This is a genomic window from Butyrivibrio sp. TB (assembly GCF_900110805.1).
Taxonomy (GTDB): Bacteria; Bacillota; Clostridia; order Lachnospirales; family Lachnospiraceae; genus Butyrivibrio; species Butyrivibrio fibrisolvens_C.
In genome coordinates this window covers 1-23,376 of sequence record NZ_FOER01000014.1, presented here as the reverse complement: position 1 = coordinate 23,376, position 23,376 = coordinate 1, and the positions used below count along the sequence as shown (strand labels likewise).

Below are 23,376 nucleotides of genomic sequence, written 5' to 3'. Positions count from 1 at the left end.
AATAGCCTTTAAAAGCACATATTTTGTGGAATTTTAAGATAAAGTAAATTATTAAATCTTAAAATTGCCACAAGTATTGACAAAATTAGACTCAAGGGTTATATTAAATATCGGTGTAACAATTTCGTAACAATGTAGGGAGGCCAAACATTGAACAGATTTGGTAGGCAGTTCGCCGTATGTATGTTGACGGCTGCTGTAACATTTACAGGCGCGGGAATAGAAGCAATGGCTGGTTCATCAGTGACATCAGTACTTCCTTCCGCCGGAATTGGATATGAACTTGCTTCAGATCAGGTAGAAGTATCAAACCTTCAGGAAGACGCACAGTCTGATTCATCAGCTAACTCAGCTTCCGATGGTTCGAGCTCATCAACAAGCAGCTCATCCGGATCTTCAACGACCTCAACTAAAGAGACTACTAAAACTACTCCTCTTTCATCAAGAGTAGATGAAGAAGTTCTTAACGATATTGAAGAGGCAACCGGTGCTACCACCACTACTAATGACGAGGAAGAGACATTTTCAAACCTTGTTATCGCTCAGGTACATGACTATGTTAATGTAAGAAGTGGACCTAGTGAGAATGATGAGATAGTTGGTAAACTTTATAATAATTCCGTAGGTACTTACCTTGGAGAAGAGAATGGATGGTATCAGATCAAATCAGGTTCTGTTACCGGATATGTCAAAGCTGAATACTGTGTAACAGGAGAAGCTGCTGTAGAACTTGCACCAAAGGTTGGTACACGTATTGCTACAGTAACAACTACAACACTTAAAGTTCGTAAGGAAGCAAGTACAGAGTCAGAAGTTCTTGGACTTGTTCCTATCGATGATGAACTTGTTGTAACAGAAGAGTTGGATGGCTGGGTTAAAGTCGAGATCGAGGAAGGTGAAGGTTACGTATCAATGGATTACGTAAGACTTTCTACTGAATTCGTTGAGGCTGAATCCAAAGCCGAAGAGGAAGCAAGACTTGCTAAGGAAGAAGCTGCCAAGGAAGCTGCAAGAGCGTCAGCTAGTGCTAATACTTCCAAGTCATCATCTTCATCAAGCGTTAAGTCAGCTGAATCCTTCACAACAGAGAAGAGCTCTATCGGAGAAGCTGTTGCAGCATTTGCTGTACAGTTCGTAGGTAATCCTTATGTATATGGTGGTACAAGCCTAACAAACGGATGTGACTGCTCTGGCTTCGTAATGAGCGTATATGCTAACTTTGGTGTTAGCCTGCCTCATTCATCAGCTGCTGACAGAAGTGTAGGTGCTGCTGTAGACGGACTTGCAAATGCACAGCCTGGTGATATCGTATGTTACTCAGGACACGTTGCTATCTACATTGGCGGTGGCCAGATAGTACATGCTTCTACATCCAAGACCGGTATTATCATTTCTAACGCTAATTACAGAACACCACTTGCTGTTCGTAGAATTTTCTAATCATAAGATATTATTAACTGCCCTTTGCATAATGCAAAGGGCAGTTTTGTCTTAATGGAAATACATTTGTCTCCTGTCATGACTTCCTGTCATGAACAAACTGTGAACAATGCTAATGTTAGCTATGTTTAATTGCATATTTGAATGTAAAGATGCTATACTATACCTATCAAAGGAAATCATCAATTATTTCCGAGTAAAGAGGTGACTGCCATGAAATTTACAATTATAGGTAAGAACATTGATGTAACTCCCGGACTTAAATCAGCGGTTGAAGACAAGCTTGGTAAGCTTGAGAAGTATTTTAATCCTGATACCAATGTTAATGTAACACTTCATGTTGAGAAGGACCGTCACAAGATCGAAGTCACGATCCCGGTCAAAGGTAAGATCATCCGTTCTGAGCAGGTCAGCAGCGATATGTACGCTTCTATTGATCTCGTCGAAGAAGTCATCGAACGTCAGCTCAAGAAATATAAGAATAAGATCGTTGACAAGCATCAGGCTGAGAAGAGCTCTTTTAAGATGGAGTTCTTAGAGCAGGATTACATGGATGATGACGATATTCGTATTGAAAGAGTCAAGAAGTTTGATCTTAAGCCTATGTATCCTGAAGATGCATGCGTACAGATGGAACTCCTTGGACATAATTTCTTTGTTTTCATCAATGCAGAGACAGATGAGACCAACGTAGTTTACAAGAGAAAAGGCAACACATACGGTCTTATTGAACCTGAACTTTGATATGCTTTTTGTAACTGAATAAGTAGTATTAGAGGATGTGCATTATGATGATTTTGCACATCCTCTTTTTGTTGCTTTTTTTCTTGAAGAAACTATGTAAATAGATATATAATTTTCATTGGTGAGTTTCCATTGAAAACTATACGCTATCTTGATTATAAATCGTTCCGGATGCTGTATTCATCCACGTTTCCATATACTGAAACCCCGCTTGGGTATGAGCAGAATTTTTTTGAATTGTAAACGCTTACACTTTGTTAAAAATATTGCAATCTCAGCAGACATTATGTTATAATGAATCTGTTGTGATAAAAAATTAACAATCGTTACCATCTTAAGGAAAATACTCATTAAATATGAATATACATGGTAACAAAAGCTTTACAAATTTATCAGGCAATACAACTAAATATGTAACTCAAAGCTCTCAAATGAGCTCAATTACACAACGGAGGTATAAAAATGGCAAAGAAAGTAGTTTTAGCTGGTGCATGTCGTACAGCAATCGGAACAATGGGTGGATCTCTTAGCACAATTCCTGCAGTAGATTTAGGTGCTATCGTTATCAAGGAAGCTCTTAAACGTGCAGGTGTTAAGCCTGAAGATGTTGATCACGTATACATGGGATGCGTTATTCAGGCAGGACAGGGACAGAACGTTGCTCGTCAGGCTTCTATCAAGGCTGGTCTTCCTGTAGAAGTACCTGCAGTTACAACTAACGTTGTATGTGGTTCAGGTCTTAACTGTGTTAACCAGGCAGCTCAGATGATCATGGCTGGAGATGCTGATATCGTTGTTGCCGGTGGTATGGAGAACATGTCACTTGCACCATTTGCACTTCCTAATGGCCGTTACGGATATCGTATGATGTGGCCTAGCCAGAGCCAGGGTGGTCTTGTAGACACTATGGTTAAAGATGCTCTTTGGGATGCTTTCAATGATTATCATATGATCCAGACAGCAGACAACATCTGCAATGAATGGGGTCTTACACGTGAAGAGCTCGATGAGTTCGCAGCAAAGAGCCAGAACAAGGCTTGCGCAGCTATCGAATCTGGTGCATTCAAGGATGAGATTGTTCCTGTAGAGGTCAAGAAGAAGAAAGAGACTATCATCTTCGATACAGATGAAGGTCCTAGACAGGGTGTTACTCCTGAATCTCTTTCTAAGCTTCGTCCTATCAACAAGGATGGATTTGTTACAGCTGGTAACGCTTCAGGTATCAATGACGGTGCTGCTGCACTTGTTGTTATGTCAGAAGAGAAGGCTAAAGAGCTCGGCGTTAAGCCTATGGCTACATTCGTAGCTGGAGCACTTGCTGGTGTTCGTCCTGAAGTAATGGGTATCGGACCTGTAGCAGCTACTAAGAAGGCTATGAAGAAGGCTGGTATCGAGAACGTATCTGAGTTCGATATCATCGAGGCTAACGAAGCATTCGCAGCTCAGTCTGTAGCAGTTGGTAAGGATCTTGGAATCGACGTTGACAAGCAGCTTAACCCTAACGGTGGTGCTATTGCTCTTGGTCACCCTGTTGGAGCTTCAGGTGCTCGTATCCTTGTAACACTTCTTCACGAGATGCAGAAGAAAGACGCTAAGAAGGGTCTTGCAACTCTTTGCATCGGTGGCGGAATGGGATGCGCTACTATCGTTGAGAAGTACGAATAATTAAACTTACAGAGGGTGTGATAGCCTGTATGGACTTATCTACACCCTCTTAATACTGGATAAAATCGGAGGACGAATCAATGAGCTTTGTTTTATATGAACAGAAAGATAAGATCGCTGTTGTAACTATTAACCGTCCGGAAGCACTTAATGCTCTTAACTCAGCTGTTCTCGATGAACTTAATACAGTTCTTGATAACATTGACTTAAATACAGTAAGAGCACTTGTTCTTACAGGTGCAGGAGACAAGTCTTTTGTTGCCGGCGCTGATATCGGAGAGATGTCAACACTTACTAAGGCAGAAGGCGAAGCTTTTGGTAAGAAGGGTAATGATGTATTCCGTAAAATTGAGACACTTCCTATCCCTGTTATTGCAGCTGTTAACGGCTTTGCACTTGGTGGTGGATGTGAGATCTCTATGAGCTGTGATATTCGTATCTGCTCTGACAATGCTATGTTCGGTCAGCCTGAAGTAGGCCTTGGAATCACACCTGGATTTGGCGGAACACAGAGACTTGCTAGAACTGTTGGTGTTGGTATGGCCAAGCAGCTTATCTACACAGCACGTAATATCAAGGCAGATGAAGCACTTCGTATCGGTCTTGTAAATGCTGTATACACACAGGAAGAGCTTCTTCCTGCAGCTGAGAAGCTTGCTGCTACAATCGCAGGCAACGCTCCTATTGCTGTTCGTGCTTGTAAGAAAGCAATCAATGATGGTCTTCAGACTGATATTGACAGCGCACTTGTTATCGAAGAGAAGCTCTTTGGTTCATGCTTTGAGTCAGAGGATCAGGTAGAAGGAATGGCTAACTTCCTTCGTAAGAAGGATGATCCTAAGAAGGTTAAGCACGTAGATTTCAAGAACGCTTGATCTGACAGGATTTATGAAACAATATGAATCTTATCATCATAAATGAAAACTGTTTTTATCAAATGATAAGATTATATTTTTTGACAGAAAATAATAGATAAAATATATCTAAGGAGGATTTACAATGAAAGTAGCTGTAATTGGTGCAGGAACAATGGGTTCAGGTATTGCACAGGCATTCGCACAGTGTGACGCTGTTGAGACAGTATATCTTTGCGATATCAAGCAGGAGTTTGCTGATGGCGGTAAGAGCAAGATCGAGAAGAATCTTGGACGTCTTGTTAAGAAGGAAAAGATGACTCAGGAAGCTGCAGACGCTATCGTAGCAAAGGTTAAGACTGGTCTTAACACAATCGCTACAGATCCTGATCTTGTAGTAGAGGCTGCTCTTGAAGTTATGGATATCAAGAAGGCATGCTTCAAGGAACTTCAGGAGAACATCGTTAAGAATCCTGATTGTATCTATGCTTCAAATACATCATCTCTTTCTATCACAGAGATTGGTGCAGGTCTTAAGACACCTATCATCGGTATGCACTTCTTCAATCCTGCTCCTGTTATGAAGCTCATCGAGGTTATCTCTGGCGCTAACACTCCTAAGGAGACAACACAGAAGGTTATCGAGATCTCCAAGGCTCTTGGTAAGACACCTGTACAGGTTAACGAGGCTCCTGGTTTCGTAGTTAACCGTATTCTCATTCCTCTTATCAACGAAGGTATCTTCGTATATTCAGAGGGTATTTCAGACATCGAAGGTATCGATACAGCTATGAAGCTTGGATGTAACCATCCTATGGGACCCCTTGAACTTGGTGATTATGTAGGTCTTGATATCGTTCTTGCTATCATGGATGTTCTTTACAATGAGACTAAGGATTCTAAGTATCGTGCATGCGGACTTCTTCGTAAGATGGTTCGTGCAGGTCACCTTGGCGTTAAGTCAGGTATCGGTTTCTATAAGTACAACGAAGATAGAACAAAGACTCCTGTTGACAAGCTTTAATATCATTAATCAGCTTCCCGGGATGGGCATATATCCATCCCGGGAGTTACGGGTTATAGCAAGTCTTTGATTTGTAAAATGCCTGTGTTGATAGAATAAATTGGCGGCAGTGCCGTCACAATAGAACTAAAGGAGAAAAAACATGGATTTTCAGCTGGATCAGAAGCATGAAATGGCAAGATCTCTTTTCAGAGAATTTGCAGAAAAAGAAGTAAAGCCTCTCGCAATTGAGACAGACGAGACAGAAGTTTTCCCACGCGAGACAGTTACTAAGATGGGAAAGAGCGGATTCTTAGGAATTCCGGTACCGAAGGAATATGGCGGACAGGGATGCGATCCTCTTACATACGTTATGTGTGTAGAAGAGCTCGCTAAAGTATGCGGTACAACATCTGTTATTGTATCTGCACACACATCTCTTTGCGTAGATCCAATTCTTACATTTGGTACAGAAGAACAGAAGAAGAAGTACGTTCCGGATCTTGCTTCAGGTAAGAAGCTTGGTGCTTTCGGTCTTACAGAGCCTGGCGCTGGTACAGACGCTCAGGGTGTTCAGACCAAGGCTGTTCTTTCAGAAGATGGCAAGACATGGACACTTAACGGTTCTAAGTGCTTCATCACAAACGGTAAAGAAGCTGATGTTTATATCATCATCGCTTACACAGATATCGTAGAAGACAAGAAGGGCAGAAAGCAGAAGAAGTTTACTGCATTCATCGTTGAGAAGGGTACACCTGGTTTCACATTCGGAACTAAGGAACACAAAATGGGTATCAGAGGATCAGCTACATATGAGCTTATCTTCCAGGATTGCGTAATCCCTGCTGAGAATCAGCTTGGTGCTCGTGGAAAGGGCTTCCCTATCGCTATGCACACTCTTGATGGTGGTCGTATCGGTATTGCTGCACAGGCTCTTGGTCTTGCAGAAGGCGCTCTTGAGAGAACAATCGCTTATGTAAAAGAGAGAAAGCAGTTCGGTCGTTCAATCGCTCAGTTCCAGAATACACAGTTCCAGCTTGCTAATCTTGCAACAGAAGTAGAAGCTGCACAGCTCCTTGTATACAAAGCTGCAGAAGCTAAGAGAACTAAGGACAGATATTCTGTAGAAGCTGCTAAAGCTAAGCTTTTCGCTGCTGAGACAGCTATGGACGTTACAACTAAGTGCGTACAGCTCCTTGGTGGTTATGGTTACATCAGAGAGTACGAAGTTGAGCGTATGATGCGTGACGCTAAGATTACTGAGATCTACGAAGGAACTTCAGAAGTTCAGCGTATGGTTATCTCAGGAAGCTTACTTGCATAATAGGATATAAGAAGCAATATTATTTTGATGATAAGCATTAATATGATATATGATCGTCAAAATGCATATCCAGATATGCGTATACAAAAGCATATATAAATGAACTTATATAGTTCAGATTCTGCAAATATAAGGAGAAAAACATGAAAGTAGTAGTTTGTGTTAAGCAGGTCCCTGATACAAAGGGCGGCGTTAAATTCAAACCGGATGGAACTCTTGATAGAGGCGCAATGCTTGCTATCATGAATCCTGATGATAAAGCAGGTCTTGAAGCAGCTCTTAAGCTCAAAGATCAGTATGGTGCTGAAGTTACAGTTGTAACAATGGGTCTTCCTAAGGCTGATGCAGTTCTTCGTGAAGCTCTTGCAATGGGTGCTGACAAAGCAATCCTTGTAACAGACAGAGTACTCGGCGGCGCAGATACATGGGCAACATCATCAACAATTGCCGGAGCAATCCGTAACCTTGAGTATGATATCGTTATCACAGGCCGTCAGGCTATCGATGGTGATACAGCTCAGGTTGGTCCTCAGATTTCTGAGCACCTTGGAATCCCGGTTATTTCATACGCAGAAGAGATTTCTGTAGATGAGAACGAGAAGACAGTTACAGTTAAGAGACAGTTCGAAGACCGTTACCACATGGTAAAGGCTAAGATGCCTGTTCTTATTACAGCTCTTTCAGAGCTTGGTGAGCCTAGATACATGACTCCTGGTGGAATCTTTGATGCTTTCGATGCAGAAGTTACTGTATGGGGCAGAGCTGATCTTAAGGATGTAGCTGATGAGAATATCGGTCTTAAAGGTTCTCCTACACAGATTGCCAAGGCTTCAGATAAGGTTAAGAAGGGTGCTGGTGAGAAGGTTACTCCTGACAGTACCGATGAAGCTGTTAAGTACATCCTTGGCAAGCTTGATGAGAAGCACGTAATCTAAGAATCCGTACGTGGCAAATCATAGTAATGATTTGCTATGCAAGATGTGAATTATTTAGTATAAAAGGAGAATGAACATGTCTTTAGAAGAATATAAGGGTGTATTTATCTTCGCTCAGCAGGTTGATAATGAGCTCAGCAACATAGCTCTCGAACTTCTGGGCAAGGCAAAAGATCTCGCAGCAGATCTTGATGAAAAGAAAGTAACAGCAGTACTTCTTGGTGAGAACGTTGAAGGTCTTTCCGATAAGCTTGCTGAGTACGGTGCTGACAGAGTCATCGTAGTTGATGATCCTGCACTTAAGGATTACAGAACAGAGCCTTATACACACGCTCTTGCAGAGGTAATCAAAGAGTTCAAGCCTGAGATCCTCCTCGTAGGTGCTACAGCAATCGGCCGTGATCTTGGTCCTCGTGTATCTTCACGTGTACACACAGGTCTTACAGCTGACTGTACACAGCTCGAGATCGGTGATTTCCCGCTCAATCCTATGCCTGGACAGGAGCAGAAGCATAAACAGCTTCTTATGACTCGTCCTGCATTTGGTGGAAACACAATCGCAACTATCGCTTGCCCGAACTTCCGTCCTCAGATGGCTACAGTTCGTCCTGGCGTTATGCAGAAGATCGCTCCTGTTAAGGATGCAAAGGCAGAAGTTGTTAAGTTCAATCCTGGATTTGAAGAAAACAACTGCTACACAGAGATCCTTAAGATCGTTAAGGAGAAGGCTAACGTTGCTAACATCGCTGATGCTAAGATCCTCGTATCCGGCGGACGTGGCGTAGGCAGCCCAGAGAACTTCAAGATTCTTGAAGATCTTGCAGAAGTACTTGGCGGAACAGTTTCCTGCTCACGTGCAGTTGTAGATAACGGCTGGAAGCCAAAGGAACTTCAGGTTGGTCAGACAGGACAGACAGTTCGTCCTCATGTATACTTCGCAATCGGTATTTCAGGTGCCATCCAGCACGTAGCAGGTATGGAAGAGTCTGATATCATCATTGCTATCAACAAGGACGAGAACGCACCTATCTTCGACGTAGCAGACTACGGCGTAGTAGGTGATCTTAACAAGATTGTTCCTGAACTTACAAAGCAGATAAAGGATGCGCTTGCAGCTAAGGCTGAGGCATAATTTATCCATATAAAAAAGCTTCCCGTGGGTATGGCGGGAAGCTTTTTATTATAAAAAAATAGTTAAAATTCTTAATTAAAAAAACTACCCACATATTTAAACATGGGTAGTTTTTATTATCTTAATCGATCATATAGTCGAATAGTTCTTGGGCTCATATATAACCGGAGCTTTCTGGGTTTCTATCAGATATCCTTTCTGCTTCAGGACATCTTCTATCTCATCCAGAATAGCCTCTGACCTTGCCTCTATCAGATGGTAGTGGTAACCGTCCGTAATAGATGAAAGAGGAGATGAGACTCCGCTGCGCATATCTCGAAGGTAGTTCTGGATATCTCTTTTAGAACTTATCTGAAGAGGTGCTGTTATAGTGCCATATACCTTGTGCTCTACATATACATTCTGGACACTACCTCCAAGATCTACGATAGCAGATAGTTCATCTTCAATCTGATCATTTGTATGTCTTACTTTGTATACGCGTCTTGTATTAGAGGCATGCATCAGGATATAACCTGAATTAGTGGCTACAAGATCAGGATGAGTAGCCTTGATAAGTGCTATATCGGTTACGATTACCTGACGGCTTACACCAAGCTCCTTTGAAAGCTTACTCCCGGATATAGGTGCAGAAGCAGCAGCCAGAATCTCTAGTATGTTATTTCTTCTTTCCTCACCTGATAATCGCAAGTTTCCACCTCCAGAACAATCAGTTCGTCATAAGGCGTCAAAAGTTTTTGACACCTACCTTATTTGATGTTAATCATTTACAGGATGCAGATTCTTCATAGACAGATCAAGGATCGGTGATGAATGAGTCAGTGCACCGCTTGAAATATAGTCTACGCCAAGGTCTGCCAATCTCTTGATATTTTCTTTGGTAACATTGCCTGATACTTCTACTTCTGCCTTGCCGTCAATTATCTTCATTGCTTCTTCCATATCTTCATGAGACATGTTGTCAAGCATTATGATATCGGCGCCGGCCTCAACAGCCTCTTTGACCATATCAAGGTTTTCAACCTCGACTTCTATCTTACGGACAAAAGGTGCATAGTCCTTGGCCATCTGTATAGCCTTTGTAACGCTTCCGGCAGCTCCTATATGGTTGTCCTTGAGAAGTACACCATCTGATAAGTTGTATCTGTGGTTGTAACCGCCGCCAACTGTTACAGCATACTTTTCAAATATTCGCATATTAGGAGTAGTCTTACGTGTATCAAGAAGTTTGATATCTGATCCCTTAAGCAATTCTACTACATTCGCAGTATATGTGGCAATGCCGCTCATACGTTGCAGGTAGTTGAGTGCAACACGCTCTCCGGACAGAAGAACTCTTATATCGCCGTCAACCTTACCAATCTTCTGACCATTTGTAACATGGTCACCATCCTTAACATAGAACTGAGCTTTAGTATCAGGGTCTAAAAGAGTAAAGACTCTCTCGTATACAGACAGTCCTGCAATGACTCCGTCCTGCTTAGCGATAAGATCAACTGTTCCAGGGACGCTCTCAGGCATTACAGCATTGGTGGATACATCTTCTGATGTTATATCCTCTTTAAGCGCTGACAGGATCAGGTCGTCTGCCTGAAGGCGCATAGTTACCGGTGCGAGATGTGATGTACTGCTTTGGTTTATGGTTTTCATGATATTCTTTCATCCTTTCAATTTCTGATAAAACAAGTTTTTTGTTATTGACTTTAAGAGTCATAGTATCTATCCATTCAGGTGCCACCTGTGTAAGAGAAACATCCGAAGCATTTTCACTGCAAGGGATATGACTAAATACGACACGCTTGTCATATTTTTCTTTGATAAGTAATGCGGACTTTTTGGCCCATACTAGACTTTCAAGAAGAGAATTGCTGGCAAGTCTGTTTCTACCATGAACACCATTGCAACAGGTCTCACCGGCTGCAAAAAGATGTCTCATAGAAGTTTGACCATTAAGGTCAACTTTGATTCCACCCATGAAATAATGCTGTGCAGGGACTACAGGAATAGGTTCCTTGGTAGCATCATAGCCTTCCTCAAGGCAATGCTCATAGATATGTTTAAAATGGTTCCTTATCTCATCTTCAGGAATATGCTCCATAGACAGCCATACATGCTTCGAACCTTCTTTTTCCATCTGCTGGAAGATTGCACTGCTTACAACATCCCTTGGCTGAAGCTCATCTGTAAACCTCTCACCATTACTACCTAGAAGAATACCACCTTCGCCTCTTACAGATTCAGATATAAGAAAAGCGCGATCTGTTAAGAGATCAGTAGAAGGTCTAAGGGATTTACTTCCATCAAAATGCTCTACATACATAGATGAATGATCAGTGTACAAAGTAGTAGGATGTATTTGGATATAATCGGGATTCTCAAGCTTTATTCCATGCTTTAAGCATATGGCAAGAGCATCTCCTGTAAGGATAGGATAGTTGGTACTGTGATCAAACAGGCCTCCTATGCCACCGCATGCAAGGATTGTATAAAAGCTCTCTATAAAAACAATTTTCTTGCCATCATTGGTTTCATAGATACCGTACTTGTCAGATAATTCACTTTCAGGTAAGGCTGTGCATACAACACCGTGGCAGCTTGAATCTCCCAGAATATTGCTTTTCTTTGTGATCAGATCTATCATAGTGACATTTTCATAGATTGACACATTGGGAAGCTTTTTAACAGCTTCAAGGAGTTTTGAGGTAATCTCCTGACCTGTTATGTCTTCGTGGAAAAGGATCCTTTTGTTGGAATGGGCTCCTTCTTTCGTGAAATCAAGGCTTCCGTCAGCATTTCTCTCAAAATCTGTTCCTATACTTATAAGATCATTGATAACATCCTGAGATTGTCTGATCATCTGATCTACAGAGTCAGGATCATTTTCATAATGTCCGGCCCGCATAGTATCTTCAAAGTACGAATCGTAGTCAGCATCATCTCGCAGCATACATATGCCGCCCTGAGCCAGATAGGAATCACACTCAGTCACATTCCCTTTAGATATGATCGTGATATTGAGATTATCCGGAAGATTCATGGCTGCATACAGTCCGGCTACGCCGCTTCCTACGATCACTACATCAGTTTTTAAACTCTTTGCGCTATTCATAATAGTCCTCCATGCTGGGCACTTAAGTTTATACAACAGGCTCAGCGCAAATAGTATTTATATAAAAAATATTTAGGCGGTAACAGGTACTTTTGCACTGCCAAGTTCCAGCATTCTCTCAAGAGGCTTGTCAGCAGCAAGTCTAAGCTCATCGCTTACGCTGATGGCTCCGGTTCCGTTTAACAGGCAGTCACGGACTTTTTCCAAAGTTACTTTCTTCATGTTAGGGCATACCTGCTTGGCACCAACGAAGTAGAATTTCTTGCCGGGAGCTCTTTTCTCAAGCTCGTGAAGAACACCTGACTCTGTACAAACGATGAACTCAGTAGCAGATGAATTTTCAGCATATTCAATTATCTCTTTTGTAGAGCCGATGAAGTCAGCTAGTTCGCATACTTCCTGAACACATTCCGGATGAACCAGAACCTCAGCATTTTCATGTTCTCTGAAGGCTCTCTCTACGTCATTTGCTGTGATAGAAGTGTGTACATGGCAATAGCCGGGATTTAAGATCACATTCTTGTCAGGGCATTCTTCCTTCACAAAGCGTCCCAGATTACCATCCGGAATGAAGAAGATATTCTTGTTTGGAAGTGACTTAACAATATTCAGAGCATTGGAGCTTGTGACACATACATCTGAAAGAGCCTTGATCTCTGCCATAGAGTTGATATAGCAGACAACTACAAGATCATCGTACTGCTCTCTCATCTGCCTTATCTTGTCAGCATCTACCATAAGAGCCATAGGGCATACAGCATTAAGATCTGGCATAAGCACTGTCTTATCAGGGCTTAAGATGCTGGCGGACTGTCCCATGAATGTTACGCCGCAGAATACGATAGTTTTGTGTGGGTTGGATTTGGCAACCTTGGCCAGATAGAATGAATCGCCAACATAATCTGCTACATCCTGTACTGCGCCGTCAACATAGTAGTGAGCCAGGATCACTGCATCCTTTTCTTTGGCAAGATCTCTGATCTCCTTTGATATTTTGTCCATAAACTCCTCCTGAATTTGCCTTTGTATATCAAAAAATAGTTTCAATGATTCTTAATTGGAGATGATACTACTACCTTTACAATAAGTCAAGACAAATGTAAAAATAGATATTTACACCTGACAAGACAGGTGTAATCACCGGTTAAAAAGTAGTACAATGTGGGTGCGCGAAGATTAGGAAAAGTATAAAAGATGGTTATAGTAAAAAAGTTAGAGTTAAAGATAAAAAATCAAAGAAAATCTAAAGAAAAAACTATAGATAATAAGGATGAACATAAAACTATAACAGAACTGATATAGTTAAAGAAGACAAAAGAATAATAAAAAGCTATAGCAAAAAGGACAAAGGAAATGGCTAAAAAAGAAGTAAAAACAAATGCAATGCGTATACTTGACACAATGAAGATCCCTTACAAGCATCACGAATATGAATGCAAAGAATTCGTTGATGGTATACATATAGCTGATTCTCTTGGACTTCCTCATGAGAAAGTCTTCAAGACACTTGTGACCGTAGGAGCAGATCATAACTACTATGTATTCGTGATCCCGATTGCAGAGGAACTTGACTTTAAGAAGTGCGCAAGAGCAGTAGGTGTCAAGAATGTAGAGATGATACCTGTCAAAGATATCAATAAAGTTACAGGCTATATCAGAGGCGGCACAACTTCTATCGGAATGAAGAAAAATTATGTCACAAAGGTAGCCATACAAGCAAAGGAGCAGGAGACTATCTATATAAGCGGTGGACGTATAGGATCACAGCTGGAGCTGTCTCCGGATGATCTGTTAAAGGCAGACAACGGCGAATATGCCGATATTATAAGAGACTAAAAAACGAGAAAATATACAATAAGTATACGTATAAATATCAAAGAAAACTATATCATACAAGTAAAAGTAACGAAAAAATATAATAATATACGCAAAAGTATTTCATTCTGCTCCAAAAAGTGATAAAATAACCAATGTATGTAAGACTTCAGGGTTAGGGTACCTGAAGAAAACGCATATTTTCTTAATCTTACCTACATGTGATAGCTATAAATAAGGAATATATGCAGGTTTATTAAGAAAACAATTTACTAATTCTATATACAGCAGGAAACGATAGATCTTTTAAGGTGATTGAGGCTAAAGGGAATCCATTTTTGTAGACTTGCTTAGCTTGCTACCGACTAGTTTTATCTTACTTGAATCTTTTATAGTGGCTATAGTTATGGCTATATGAATGGAAGAGAGGGGTAGAATGAGCAAAAGATTTGTTAAAACCTTGTTTTCCGGAACTGTAGCTGCGACAGTTCTTTTCCATACTCTTGGAAACAGCAGCTTTATTACACTTGCAGAAAATGTCGCAGGTGAGTCTTCTAGTGTTACCCAGCAGTTAAATGAGACACAACAAAATGATGAAAACAGTGCAGCAGGTAGCGTTAATGACGCTGGCAGTAGTGGCGGATCTAGTGACAATGCGGTGAATGCAATAACGGTAACAGATAGCCAGAGTAATGATGATACCGGCACGTCAGCAGATAATACTGATCAAGATACCGGCAATAATGCAAATACCAATAGCACAGATATTAATACAGATAATATGCACGCTGAAAAATCGGACAACCCTGATCATGACATAAGTGATCCCGAAGAAAGCGCTGAAACAGATCTTTTAGATGATGGATCAGGTGACGAAAGTGATGAATCAGATGGATCAGATACAGAAGAAAATATTACAGAAAAAACATCTGAAGATTCATCTGAAAATGCCGATAATAGTACGGGCAATTTCAAAATAACCTATTTAGCTAATAATGGCGGAAGACTTCTAAGTGATGATGTCAAAACTGATATGGTAGAAGAGTATGTAGACCTTGAAGCAGAGACACTCACTATAACAGGGACACTTGCAGCAGCAGATGAAGGCTATGAGTTTGTCAACTGGACCTATGAGGAACAGATTGTAAGTGAAAAGGAGGAGTTTACTCCAAGTATAGATTTAATACAGACAATAGCAGAAGGTAATGATTCCGCGGCATTCTATGCCAACTTTACTGTTGTAAGTAGTGATGAGCTTACATATAATGATCCATTTGACAAAGAGGTCACAGTAGATGGGATCACAGTTACAGCGCATGCAGATGCAGGCGTTATCCCGGATGGATCAGTACTTAATGTGACCAAAGTTGACAGCTCATTAGAAGCCAAGGTCAAGGAAGCAGCCGATGATATGACTGATAGTATTTCAGAAAGTAATGATGATGCAACCGGTAGTTCATCATCGGATTCTAGTGGAATACTGATAAGATCTGACGATGAGATCAAAAACGATACCAGATCAAGCGAAACATATACTTTTGATATAACTATTACTAATCCTAAAGTAAACGGCAATATCCAGCCCAAGGATTCAAATTCTGTAAAGATCACATTTTCAAATGTTATAGACACAGCTTCAGAAGATACATATCTTACTGTTTATTATGTAAAAACAAATGAATCGGACGATGCAGTTTCTGAGACTACAGAGGAAAAGAAAGATCCTGACAATAATACAGATTCAGCCAATAATACAGCTGATAATACAGACAACAATGCAGATAAAGAAGCTGATGAAGTAAATGATAGACCCAGCGGGTCAACAACAGTAGAAGGCCTGGAGAAAGTTAGTGATACCAGAAACAATACAAAAGATATAGATTTTAAAGCAGAGCACTTTTCTACATACACAATTGTTTCAAACAGGGAGACACAGTCTTATTACAAACCGGCACAGTATACTCCCAAGGCATTTAAGATTCTCACAGGAACAGGCAAAAATCTTGGAACAGGTGATTTTACTTTCACAATAGTAAGAACAGATGAGCAGGGCACTCCGTATCCGGAGTCAAGTAATCTCTACTATAAAGAAAGTGGCGTTCCCAATGATGATAAGGGAATTATAACATTCTCAACCCTTTCCTTTGATACACCGGACACTTACTATTTCAAGCTTACAGAAGATATACCTGATGATTCTGCCAAAGATCCGCACATGACATATGATACAAGCTACTTTATATTAAGACTTTATGTATCAGAATATATAGATGATCATACTAAGCTTGTAGCAAACCCTGCATATGTCAAGAATGATACGCTTCCACCTGTAAGCGTAAGTTTGTATGACTATTATGGGCCGACGATTAATGTGGATCATGCATTTAAGTTCTCTGACGGAACTTATTATTATGAAAATACTACCAGACATACAGCAGCTTCCGGAACATTCAATCATTATACCGGCAGCGCTGCCAGTGACAAGAGAGCAACAGGTATCGTACAGTCTGAACTTGTAGACGGATACCCGGTATTAAACCCGGATGTTACCGGATCTAATGAGAGCCTTAAGTATCTCTTTACAGATGTATCCGCAGGAGTTGCAGATAAGAGAGAGAATGTCATCCTCTACGATATAGGTGATGCGGAGTCGTATAGATATGAAAACAAAGCTTTTTATCCATTTGATAATAATGGCAAAAAAGAAACTGGCGATAACCATAACTATCACTTCAGCACAGTAACAGAAGCAGCCTTTGTAATACCTACAGACGGCCTTATACATACAGAAGATAACCCGAGTATCACTGCAGACATGGTCTATAACTTTGAAGGTGACGATGATGTATGGGTATTCATTGACGGACATCTTGTAATAGACCTCGGCGGAGTTCATGACAAGGTTGGAGCTGAGCTTAACTTTAACACAGGGACAATACAATATTATCAGTATTCTAACAAGAACTCGGGTAGCAGAGTTAATACTGCCAGCGGTAATCTTGCAGATATATTGGGCGCAGGATACAAGGATGGCAAGGTTCACACACTTAAGATCTTCTATTTTGAAAGAGGTAAGAATCTTTCCGAATTTGATTCAGACTTTAACCTGGCTCTTATCGCAGAGTTTAACAACATCTATGATGAGGATAAAACTGTTGAAGGAACCAGTGTAAAGTTTTCAGGAACCAAGACACTTACAGGAAGAAGCCTTGCAGCTGGCGAGTTCTCGTTTGAACTTAAGGATGAAGAAGGCAATGTGATAGAGACAGTTACTAACAGCGCAGACGGATCATTTGCTTTCTCAGAGATACAATATGTATTCACAGATGACAGAAATGATGTCGGAGATCATAAGTACACGATAAACGAGGTAATAGGAAGCCTATCAGGAGTCACATATGACACCAGAGTTTATAACATAACAGTAAGTGTTAAATATGACAGCGAAGGCAGCAGACTTGTAGCGACGATAGACGGTCTTAATCAAGATGGAAGCGGAGCGAACTTCACCAATACATTCTCTGTAACACCTCCGCCGCCGACGCCTCCAGTTCCTCCAACACCTCCAACACCGCCAACGCCTCCGACACCGCCTACAACCTATACAACACCTACTCCACCTGCTCCTGTAGATACACCTGCAGTACTTGGTGCTACAAGGCAGGAAGAAGTTATAGTACCTGCAGAGACACCTGCAGTACTTGGTGAGAGTAGAGTCAGAAATACCGGTGATGAAAGCAAGATTCTATTAAGAGTAATAATAATCCTTATATGCGCAGGTGTTATAACGGGTATTATCCTAATAGGAAGAAAAGAAAAAGAAAACTCTAAATAAAGATGTACGAATTGTGAATATATCTTTGTTTAGTACATAAACAAAGTTCAATTGTACCGAATCAAAATCCGCCTTATTATCAGTGACATTCTTTGAATGGAATTGATAATAAGGCGGATTTTTGTTCCTTGAGAAGATAAAAATGATTGAATATACGTTCAAAACCAATATATAATTTCGTGACATATTATCGCTATTTCGACCAATGTTTATTGAAAAGACATTTTTGGAGCGATATAGTGATATTAGGTAAAAAGAATTCATATTGGTAATTTTTACTCAGGGAACGCCCGGTATTTTGAGCCCTGTGTCTTAAAACGAGAACGCATTATGCACTGGATATGCGCTGCAACTCTCGCTTTGAGACACAGGGCTTTTAGATTCAAAAAGGGCAAATAAAATACAGAGGATGGAAGGCAACTCTAAATAATCCTGAAAAAATTACCTTAGGTAACAGTTAACCTGGTATAAGTGAGAGGGATTGCTTATGAGAAAAACAAAGTCGAGAATTTTAGCATGGATGCTGACAGTTGCATTGGTGCTGAGTACATTCGCTAGTGATTTTGCATCCATAGTAACCTACGCGGATGGTTCGCCTGATGAGGAAACTGTAGAAGCTACTGCAGAGCCTGCAGCTGAACCGGCACCTGAAGTTACTGAACCGGCACCGGAACCCGAGCCGGATCCGGATCCGGAACCTGCTCCTGAACCCGAGCCGACACCAGATCCAGAGCTTGAACCACAGCCAGTTCCTGAAGAAGAACCTGAGGTTGAAGAGGAAGAAACTGAAGGCGAGCTTGAGGAAGATGTAGAAGGCGAAGATCTTACAGAAGAGCCCGAAGAAGTTGTAGAAGAAACTTCTGAAGATGAGGCCAACATTATCACAATTACATATAACACAACTGAAGGCGGTAAGGTTTATAAGGGCGAAGATGAGTATGTTGACTACTTCGAAGAGAAAGTAAACCTTGACGCTGAAACTGTTGTATATGTAGGTACAGTTGCAGTAGCAGATGACGGATATACATTCAAGTATTGGAAAGATGCTGATGATAATACCGTATCTGAAGATGCAACATTCGTTCCTTCAGGAATCACAGAGTCCAAGACTTACACAGCAGTATTTGAAGAAATCGTTGTAGAGCCTGAAGAACCTGAAGAGCCTGAAGAACCCGAAGTAGAAGAAGTTGAAGTAGTAGAAGAAAAGAACGTAACAGTAGCTTATATAGCTACAGAAGGCGGATCAGTTTCTAAAGAGACTGAGACAGTCAATGTAAATGATGAAGAAGCAGCATTTGAAGGATCAACGGCAACAGCAGATGACGGATACAAGTTCATAGGCTGGAAAGATGCAGATGGCAATATCGTATCAGAAGATCCTACATATGTTCCTTCTAATATAGAAGAAGATGCTACATACACAGCAGCTTTCGAACTCGAAGAAGATGAAGAAGTTGCAGGTGCCAAGGTTGTTACTATTACATATAAAGCAACCGAAGGTGGTAGCGTATCCAAGACAAGTGAAAAGATAGACCTTGAAGACAAAGAAGCTAAGATCGAAGGATCAACAGCAACAGCAGATGAAGGATATGAGTTCATAGGCTGGAAAGATGCTAATGGAACAGTAGTTTGGGAAGAAGCTAAGTTTACTCCTTCTAATATAGAAAAAGATACTACTTTTACAGCAGCATTCGAAAAGAAAGAAGAAAAGCCTGCAGTTACATTCCATAGAACAGCTAACGGAATCTATGTTCGTATAGATGCTCCTGAAGGCGCATTCCCTAAAGGAACAACAGTATCCGTAGAAGCTAAGAATGATGACAGTATCATAAGTGCAGCAACTAAGGCAGCAGAAGATCAGGCTGGCGATGACTATACAGTTGAGAAAGTTATAGCAGTTGATATTACATTCTCATATGATGGTCACGAGATAGAGCCACTGGTACCTATAAGCGTATCACTTACAACAAGCGAGATCGCAAATGCTAACGAAGCATCAGTTGTTCATGTTGATGACAGCGGCAATGCATCAGTTGTTGGCGCAAGCATAAATGGCAACAAAGCTGAGTTTAGTTCAGATGCATTTTCAGTCTATGCTGTAGTTACTGGTACGCATGACGAGAATAGCAGATTAACAGTAAAATTCGTAAAAGGCGAGACAGAGATAGCTTCCATATATGTAAAGCATTCTGATGATATGGAAACAGTTCTCTATGATCCCGGCGTTGGCACACTTCCCGATGGTGTGAATTTTGAAGGGTGGACAGAAAATAAGGATTATACAGCAGATACTACCGGACTTACAATTGCTGATGTTCGTACAGCTATATCTGGTTATAATTGGGATTCTGTAATAGATGATGAGACAACAGTTACTTACTATGCGATTCTGATCAAGCAGTATAAGATAACTTACCTTGACGAAAAAGGTACAGGCCTTAGCCAGGACTTCCTTAATGTAAGAGCTGATAAGAATGACCAAGGCATAGATTATACTGTAAATCAGGCATATACACCATTTGATGATGAGCATGACTTCCAGGGATGGCATGTTACTTTTGGAGGCGATAACATCATCAAAAAGGATGGAGTCGATTATACATATAATAGTGGCGACACATTCGATAATGAAGATGTCATCACAGTAAAAGGTGATGTAGTATTTGATGTTAATGCTCCTGCCGGACACTGGCTTGTATTTGATGAAAATGGTAAGGGCGCTACATATAATGCCCCCGTATTCCTTGAAACTAATGATGTAACAGCAGAGCCCGGTACTACAATGACCCGCTTAGGATATACCTTTGCCGGTTGGTATGACACCAAAGAGCATGCAGATGCACATGGTGAAAATTCTTCTGATACAACAGGTAAGTTCCAGTTTGGAAGTACTATAAGTGAAAAAACTACAATATATGCAAGCTGGATAGTGGCTGATACTTCCAATTACACAGTAATTATCTGGAGACAGAACATAGATGCTACAGGCTATGATTATGAAGAAGCTATAAATCTGACAGGAAATACTAATACAACTGTAAATTCTGTAACCAAGGTAGGAACCGGCAACGATGCATACGCCCGTGTAAATGGTACTAATAAGCAGTACGAAGGTTTCCATCTGAAGGAGTTTGACCAGAATGTAATTATTACACCTGAAGGAAATGCAGTTGTAAATATTTATTATGACAGGACGGAATATACATTTACATTTAGAGCAAATGCAAATCATCGATTTAATCAGGCACAGGGAGGAGTAAGAACATCAAGTACTCCTTTGGTTGATATATATACTGTAAAAAAACTGTACGATCAGGATATTAGTGATATATGGAATTTTACTGGCTCTGATGGATATACATATCCTGAAACTAATGCAGTAACATCTTGGATGCCATCAGGATCTACAACATACACTCAGCGTATTACACGTATGGAGAGAATGCCAGCTGAAAATATTACGTTTACTCTTGTGCATACAGATAATGCAACGAGATATTTCCATTACTATATAGAAGCAACGGATGGAACTAGCGGAACTAGAACATTCAACGGTAATCAGTATATTTTATACACTGATTTGACGAATGATTTTAACTATGTTTATTACAATGATGATTTCTGGAAACTGGAAGGCTTTTCAAGGCTAGCAATTGCCAAAAGTAATAACGAGACTGTTAATTTAAGTGCAGGCGGAAACATTAGTTGGAATAATCTAAATAGTAATTATGGTGGTAATAATAATCACCTATATTTCTACTACACTAGAAACAAGTTCTCCATCAACTACATGGATGGAGCATATGTAGATGGCAATGGTAATCCTATTATAGACGAAGCTAACAGAGGACACCTTAATACAGCAGAGAACATCGAATATGAAGCAAACCTTTCATCTTACAATAAAGGAGGATCAAATTACTATAATCCTACATATGATGCATATGTATTTGAAGGATGGTACATGGACAGATCATGTACACAGAAATATACCTTTGAAAAGATGCCATTAGGCGGAATTACAGTTTATGCTAAGTGGCGTCAGGTTCAGTATCGTGTATTCCTTCATCCAAACGCAGATACAGATTCAACTCTTGACTGGGGTTCTGAATCTCAGGCTATGAACTTCCGTGTATCTTACAATGGAACAATAAGTGTTCCTACAGGTAACAGAGTAGGATATACATTTGTAGGATGGTATACAGATGAAGCTTGTACACAGCTATTCAACGCAGACGGATATAAACTAAATGAAACAACTGTAACAACTCAATATGATAAAACCAGCCACATGACAGATCCTATGGATAAATGGGGCAATGTGGGAGCTGGTGCATACAATTCCGATGCAGAAAGAACATGGATTACTAAGGAATTTAATCTCTATGCAAAATGGAGATCTACAATCGAAGGGGCTAATGGCATATATGTTGTTTACAGCTCGGCAGATACAGATTATGATCCTCCGGTATCAAGTTCTCAGACAGCATCTGATAATAGAAGTTATGTTGATGGAGCATCTGCAGTAGCAGCATCCGCAGTAACAGCACCAAGTGGATACCAGTTTGAATACTGGATAATGCAGACCTATGATGAGACGGAAGACAAATATGTTGATGTTCCCGGATCTAAGATATATCCCGGACAGACATACGAGGTACTTCTTGCAAATGCTAAGAGGTCTGATGAAGTCTATAAAGAAGGAACTCAGGAGATTGAGTCAGCTAAGTATACAGTTCAGCTGCGAGCAAAATATAAGGAGTCCGAGAATCCTACACCTACATTCATTCCTTGGTATAAGAATGACGGAACTAAAGCATTCCATGAAGATGCAACCAAATCAGACGGAACACCTCTTATAATAAATGATGCTGTAGATATCCAGTCAGCTCCTGAACGTAGCGGATATATATTCAAAGGCTGGGCTAAAGTAAATATGGGTGATTCCTATAATGATGCCAAGGCTTTTGAAAATACTCAGAGCAAATGGACGCAGAGCCTAAGTGAATCCGATATCTTTATTTACTACAATGAAGGTAATTATTATACAGATAGCGAATTTACAACAGAGGTTACTCAGGTAGCAGCTGATGAAACAATGCCATATTAGGCACTGTTTGCAGTATGGGAAAGGATTCCAGTTTATACGGTAACTTATAAGTATGATAGCGAATATGCCGGAGCAAATCCTGCTGCAACTAATGTTGATGGAGAATACATAGTTTCTGTAGATAACAATGTTACAGCTGGTACAGAGATTACATTAAAATCCGATGCATCCCTTCAGGGCTATACATTCTAAGGCTGGCAGGAACAGGTTACAGATACTACAGCAGTAACTGTAGACGAGAATAATAAGTTCATAATGCCTGCTAGAGATGTAGTATTTGTTGGATCGTTTACAGCAAATACAGATACCAAGTATAAGGTAGAGCACTATCTGCAGGATCTGGATCTCAACGGATATACACTTAAGGACACAGAAGAACTTACAGGAACAACCGGAGCAACTGTAACAGC

General features: G+C 40.6%; 15 protein-coding genes. 11 read left to right on the top strand and 4 right to left on the bottom strand.

Annotated elements, in window-relative coordinates:
• The first annotated feature begins 150 nt into the window (after positions 1 to 150).
• From BMX21_RS10510 to BMX21_RS10475, 8 genes are all read left to right on the top strand, one after another.
• Positions 151 to 1,440, top strand: coding sequence for a C40 family peptidase (locus BMX21_RS10510; RefSeq protein ID WP_242952907.1), 1,290 nt, complete (start codon positions 151 to 153; stop codon positions 1,438 to 1,440).
• 213 nt (positions 1,441 to 1,653) lie between these two features.
• Positions 1,654 to 2,184, top strand: coding sequence for a ribosome hibernation-promoting factor, HPF/YfiA family (gene hpf / locus BMX21_RS10505; protein WP_022754311.1), 531 nt, complete (start codon positions 1,654 to 1,656; stop codon positions 2,182 to 2,184).
• 462 nt (positions 2,185 to 2,646) lie between these two features.
• Complete coding sequence (locus tag BMX21_RS10500) at positions 2,647 to 3,849, top strand: acetyl-CoA C-acetyltransferase (protein ID WP_027204189.1); 1,203 nt, start codon at positions 2,647 to 2,649, stop codon at positions 3,847 to 3,849.
• An 80-nt stretch (positions 3,850 to 3,929) separates the two neighbouring features.
• Positions 3,930 to 4,724, top strand: coding sequence for an enoyl-CoA hydratase-related protein (locus tag BMX21_RS10495; protein ID WP_022754309.1), 795 nt, complete (start codon positions 3,930 to 3,932; stop codon positions 4,722 to 4,724).
• A 124-nt stretch (positions 4,725 to 4,848) separates the two neighbouring features.
• Positions 4,849 to 5,727, top strand: a complete 879-nt coding sequence (locus BMX21_RS10490) for a 3-hydroxyacyl-CoA dehydrogenase family protein (RefSeq protein WP_022754308.1) — start codon at positions 4,849 to 4,851, stop codon at positions 5,725 to 5,727.
• Positions 5,728 to 5,869: 142 nt separating this feature from the next.
• Positions 5,870 to 7,030, top strand: a complete 1,161-nt coding sequence (locus BMX21_RS10485) for an acyl-CoA dehydrogenase (RefSeq protein WP_022754307.1) — start codon at positions 5,870 to 5,872, stop codon at positions 7,028 to 7,030.
• Between the two features lie 143 nt (positions 7,031 to 7,173).
• Positions 7,174 to 7,965, top strand: a complete 792-nt coding sequence (locus BMX21_RS10480; protein ID WP_022754306.1) for an electron transfer flavoprotein subunit beta/FixA family protein — start codon at positions 7,174 to 7,176, stop codon at positions 7,963 to 7,965.
• A gap of 76 nt (positions 7,966 to 8,041) precedes the next feature.
• A complete protein-coding gene (locus BMX21_RS10475; protein ID WP_022754305.1) occupies positions 8,042 to 9,097 on the top strand; it encodes an electron transfer flavoprotein subunit alpha/FixB family protein in 1,056 nt (351 codons plus the stop codon).
• 129 nt (positions 9,098 to 9,226) lie between these two features.
• Here the strand turns inward: BMX21_RS10475 and BMX21_RS10470 are convergent, their stop codons facing one another.
• From BMX21_RS10470 to nadA, 4 genes are all read right to left on the bottom strand, one after another.
• On the bottom strand, positions 9,227 to 9,787 hold the full coding sequence (locus BMX21_RS10470) for a transcription repressor NadR (protein WP_022754304.1): 561 nt from the start codon (positions 9,785 to 9,787) through the stop codon (positions 9,227 to 9,229).
• Between the two features lie 69 nt (positions 9,788 to 9,856).
• Complete coding sequence (gene nadC / locus BMX21_RS10465) at positions 9,857 to 10,747, bottom strand: carboxylating nicotinate-nucleotide diphosphorylase (RefSeq protein ID WP_022754303.1); 891 nt, start codon at positions 10,745 to 10,747, stop codon at positions 9,857 to 9,859.
• Positions 10,659 to 12,206 carry an L-aspartate oxidase gene (locus BMX21_RS10460; protein WP_092044049.1) on the bottom strand — a complete coding sequence of 516 codons (1,548 nt, stop codon included), beginning with the start codon at positions 12,204 to 12,206 and terminating at the stop codon, positions 10,659 to 10,661. Before BMX21_RS10460 ends, nadC begins: the two co-directional genes overlap by 89 nt.
• 72 nt (positions 12,207 to 12,278) lie before the next feature.
• Positions 12,279 to 13,208, bottom strand: a complete 930-nt coding sequence (gene nadA / locus BMX21_RS10455) for a quinolinate synthase NadA (protein WP_092044046.1) — start codon at positions 13,206 to 13,208, stop codon at positions 12,279 to 12,281.
• A 351-nt stretch (positions 13,209 to 13,559) separates the two neighbouring features.
• Here nadA and ybaK point away from each other — a divergent pair, with 351 nt between their 5' ends.
• The 3 genes from ybaK to BMX21_RS10440 all read left to right on the top strand — a co-directional run bounded on the left by ybaK (position 13,560) and on the right by BMX21_RS10440 (position 22,966).
• Positions 13,560 to 14,042 (top strand): Cys-tRNA(Pro) deacylase, encoded by a 483-nt coding sequence (ybaK, locus tag BMX21_RS10450; protein ID WP_022754300.1) that lies wholly within the window; start codon positions 13,560 to 13,562, stop codon positions 14,040 to 14,042.
• A gap of 415 nt (positions 14,043 to 14,457) precedes the next feature.
• Positions 14,458 to 17,856 (top strand): Spy0128 family protein, encoded by a 3,399-nt coding sequence (locus BMX21_RS19370; protein WP_177173998.1) that lies wholly within the window; start codon positions 14,458 to 14,460, stop codon positions 17,854 to 17,856.
• A gap of 487 nt (positions 17,857 to 18,343) precedes the next feature.
• Complete coding sequence (locus BMX21_RS10440; RefSeq protein ID WP_092044041.1) at positions 18,344 to 22,966, top strand: InlB B-repeat-containing protein; 4,623 nt, start codon at positions 18,344 to 18,346, stop codon at positions 22,964 to 22,966.
• The last annotated feature ends 410 nt before the right edge of the window (positions 22,967 to 23,376 follow it).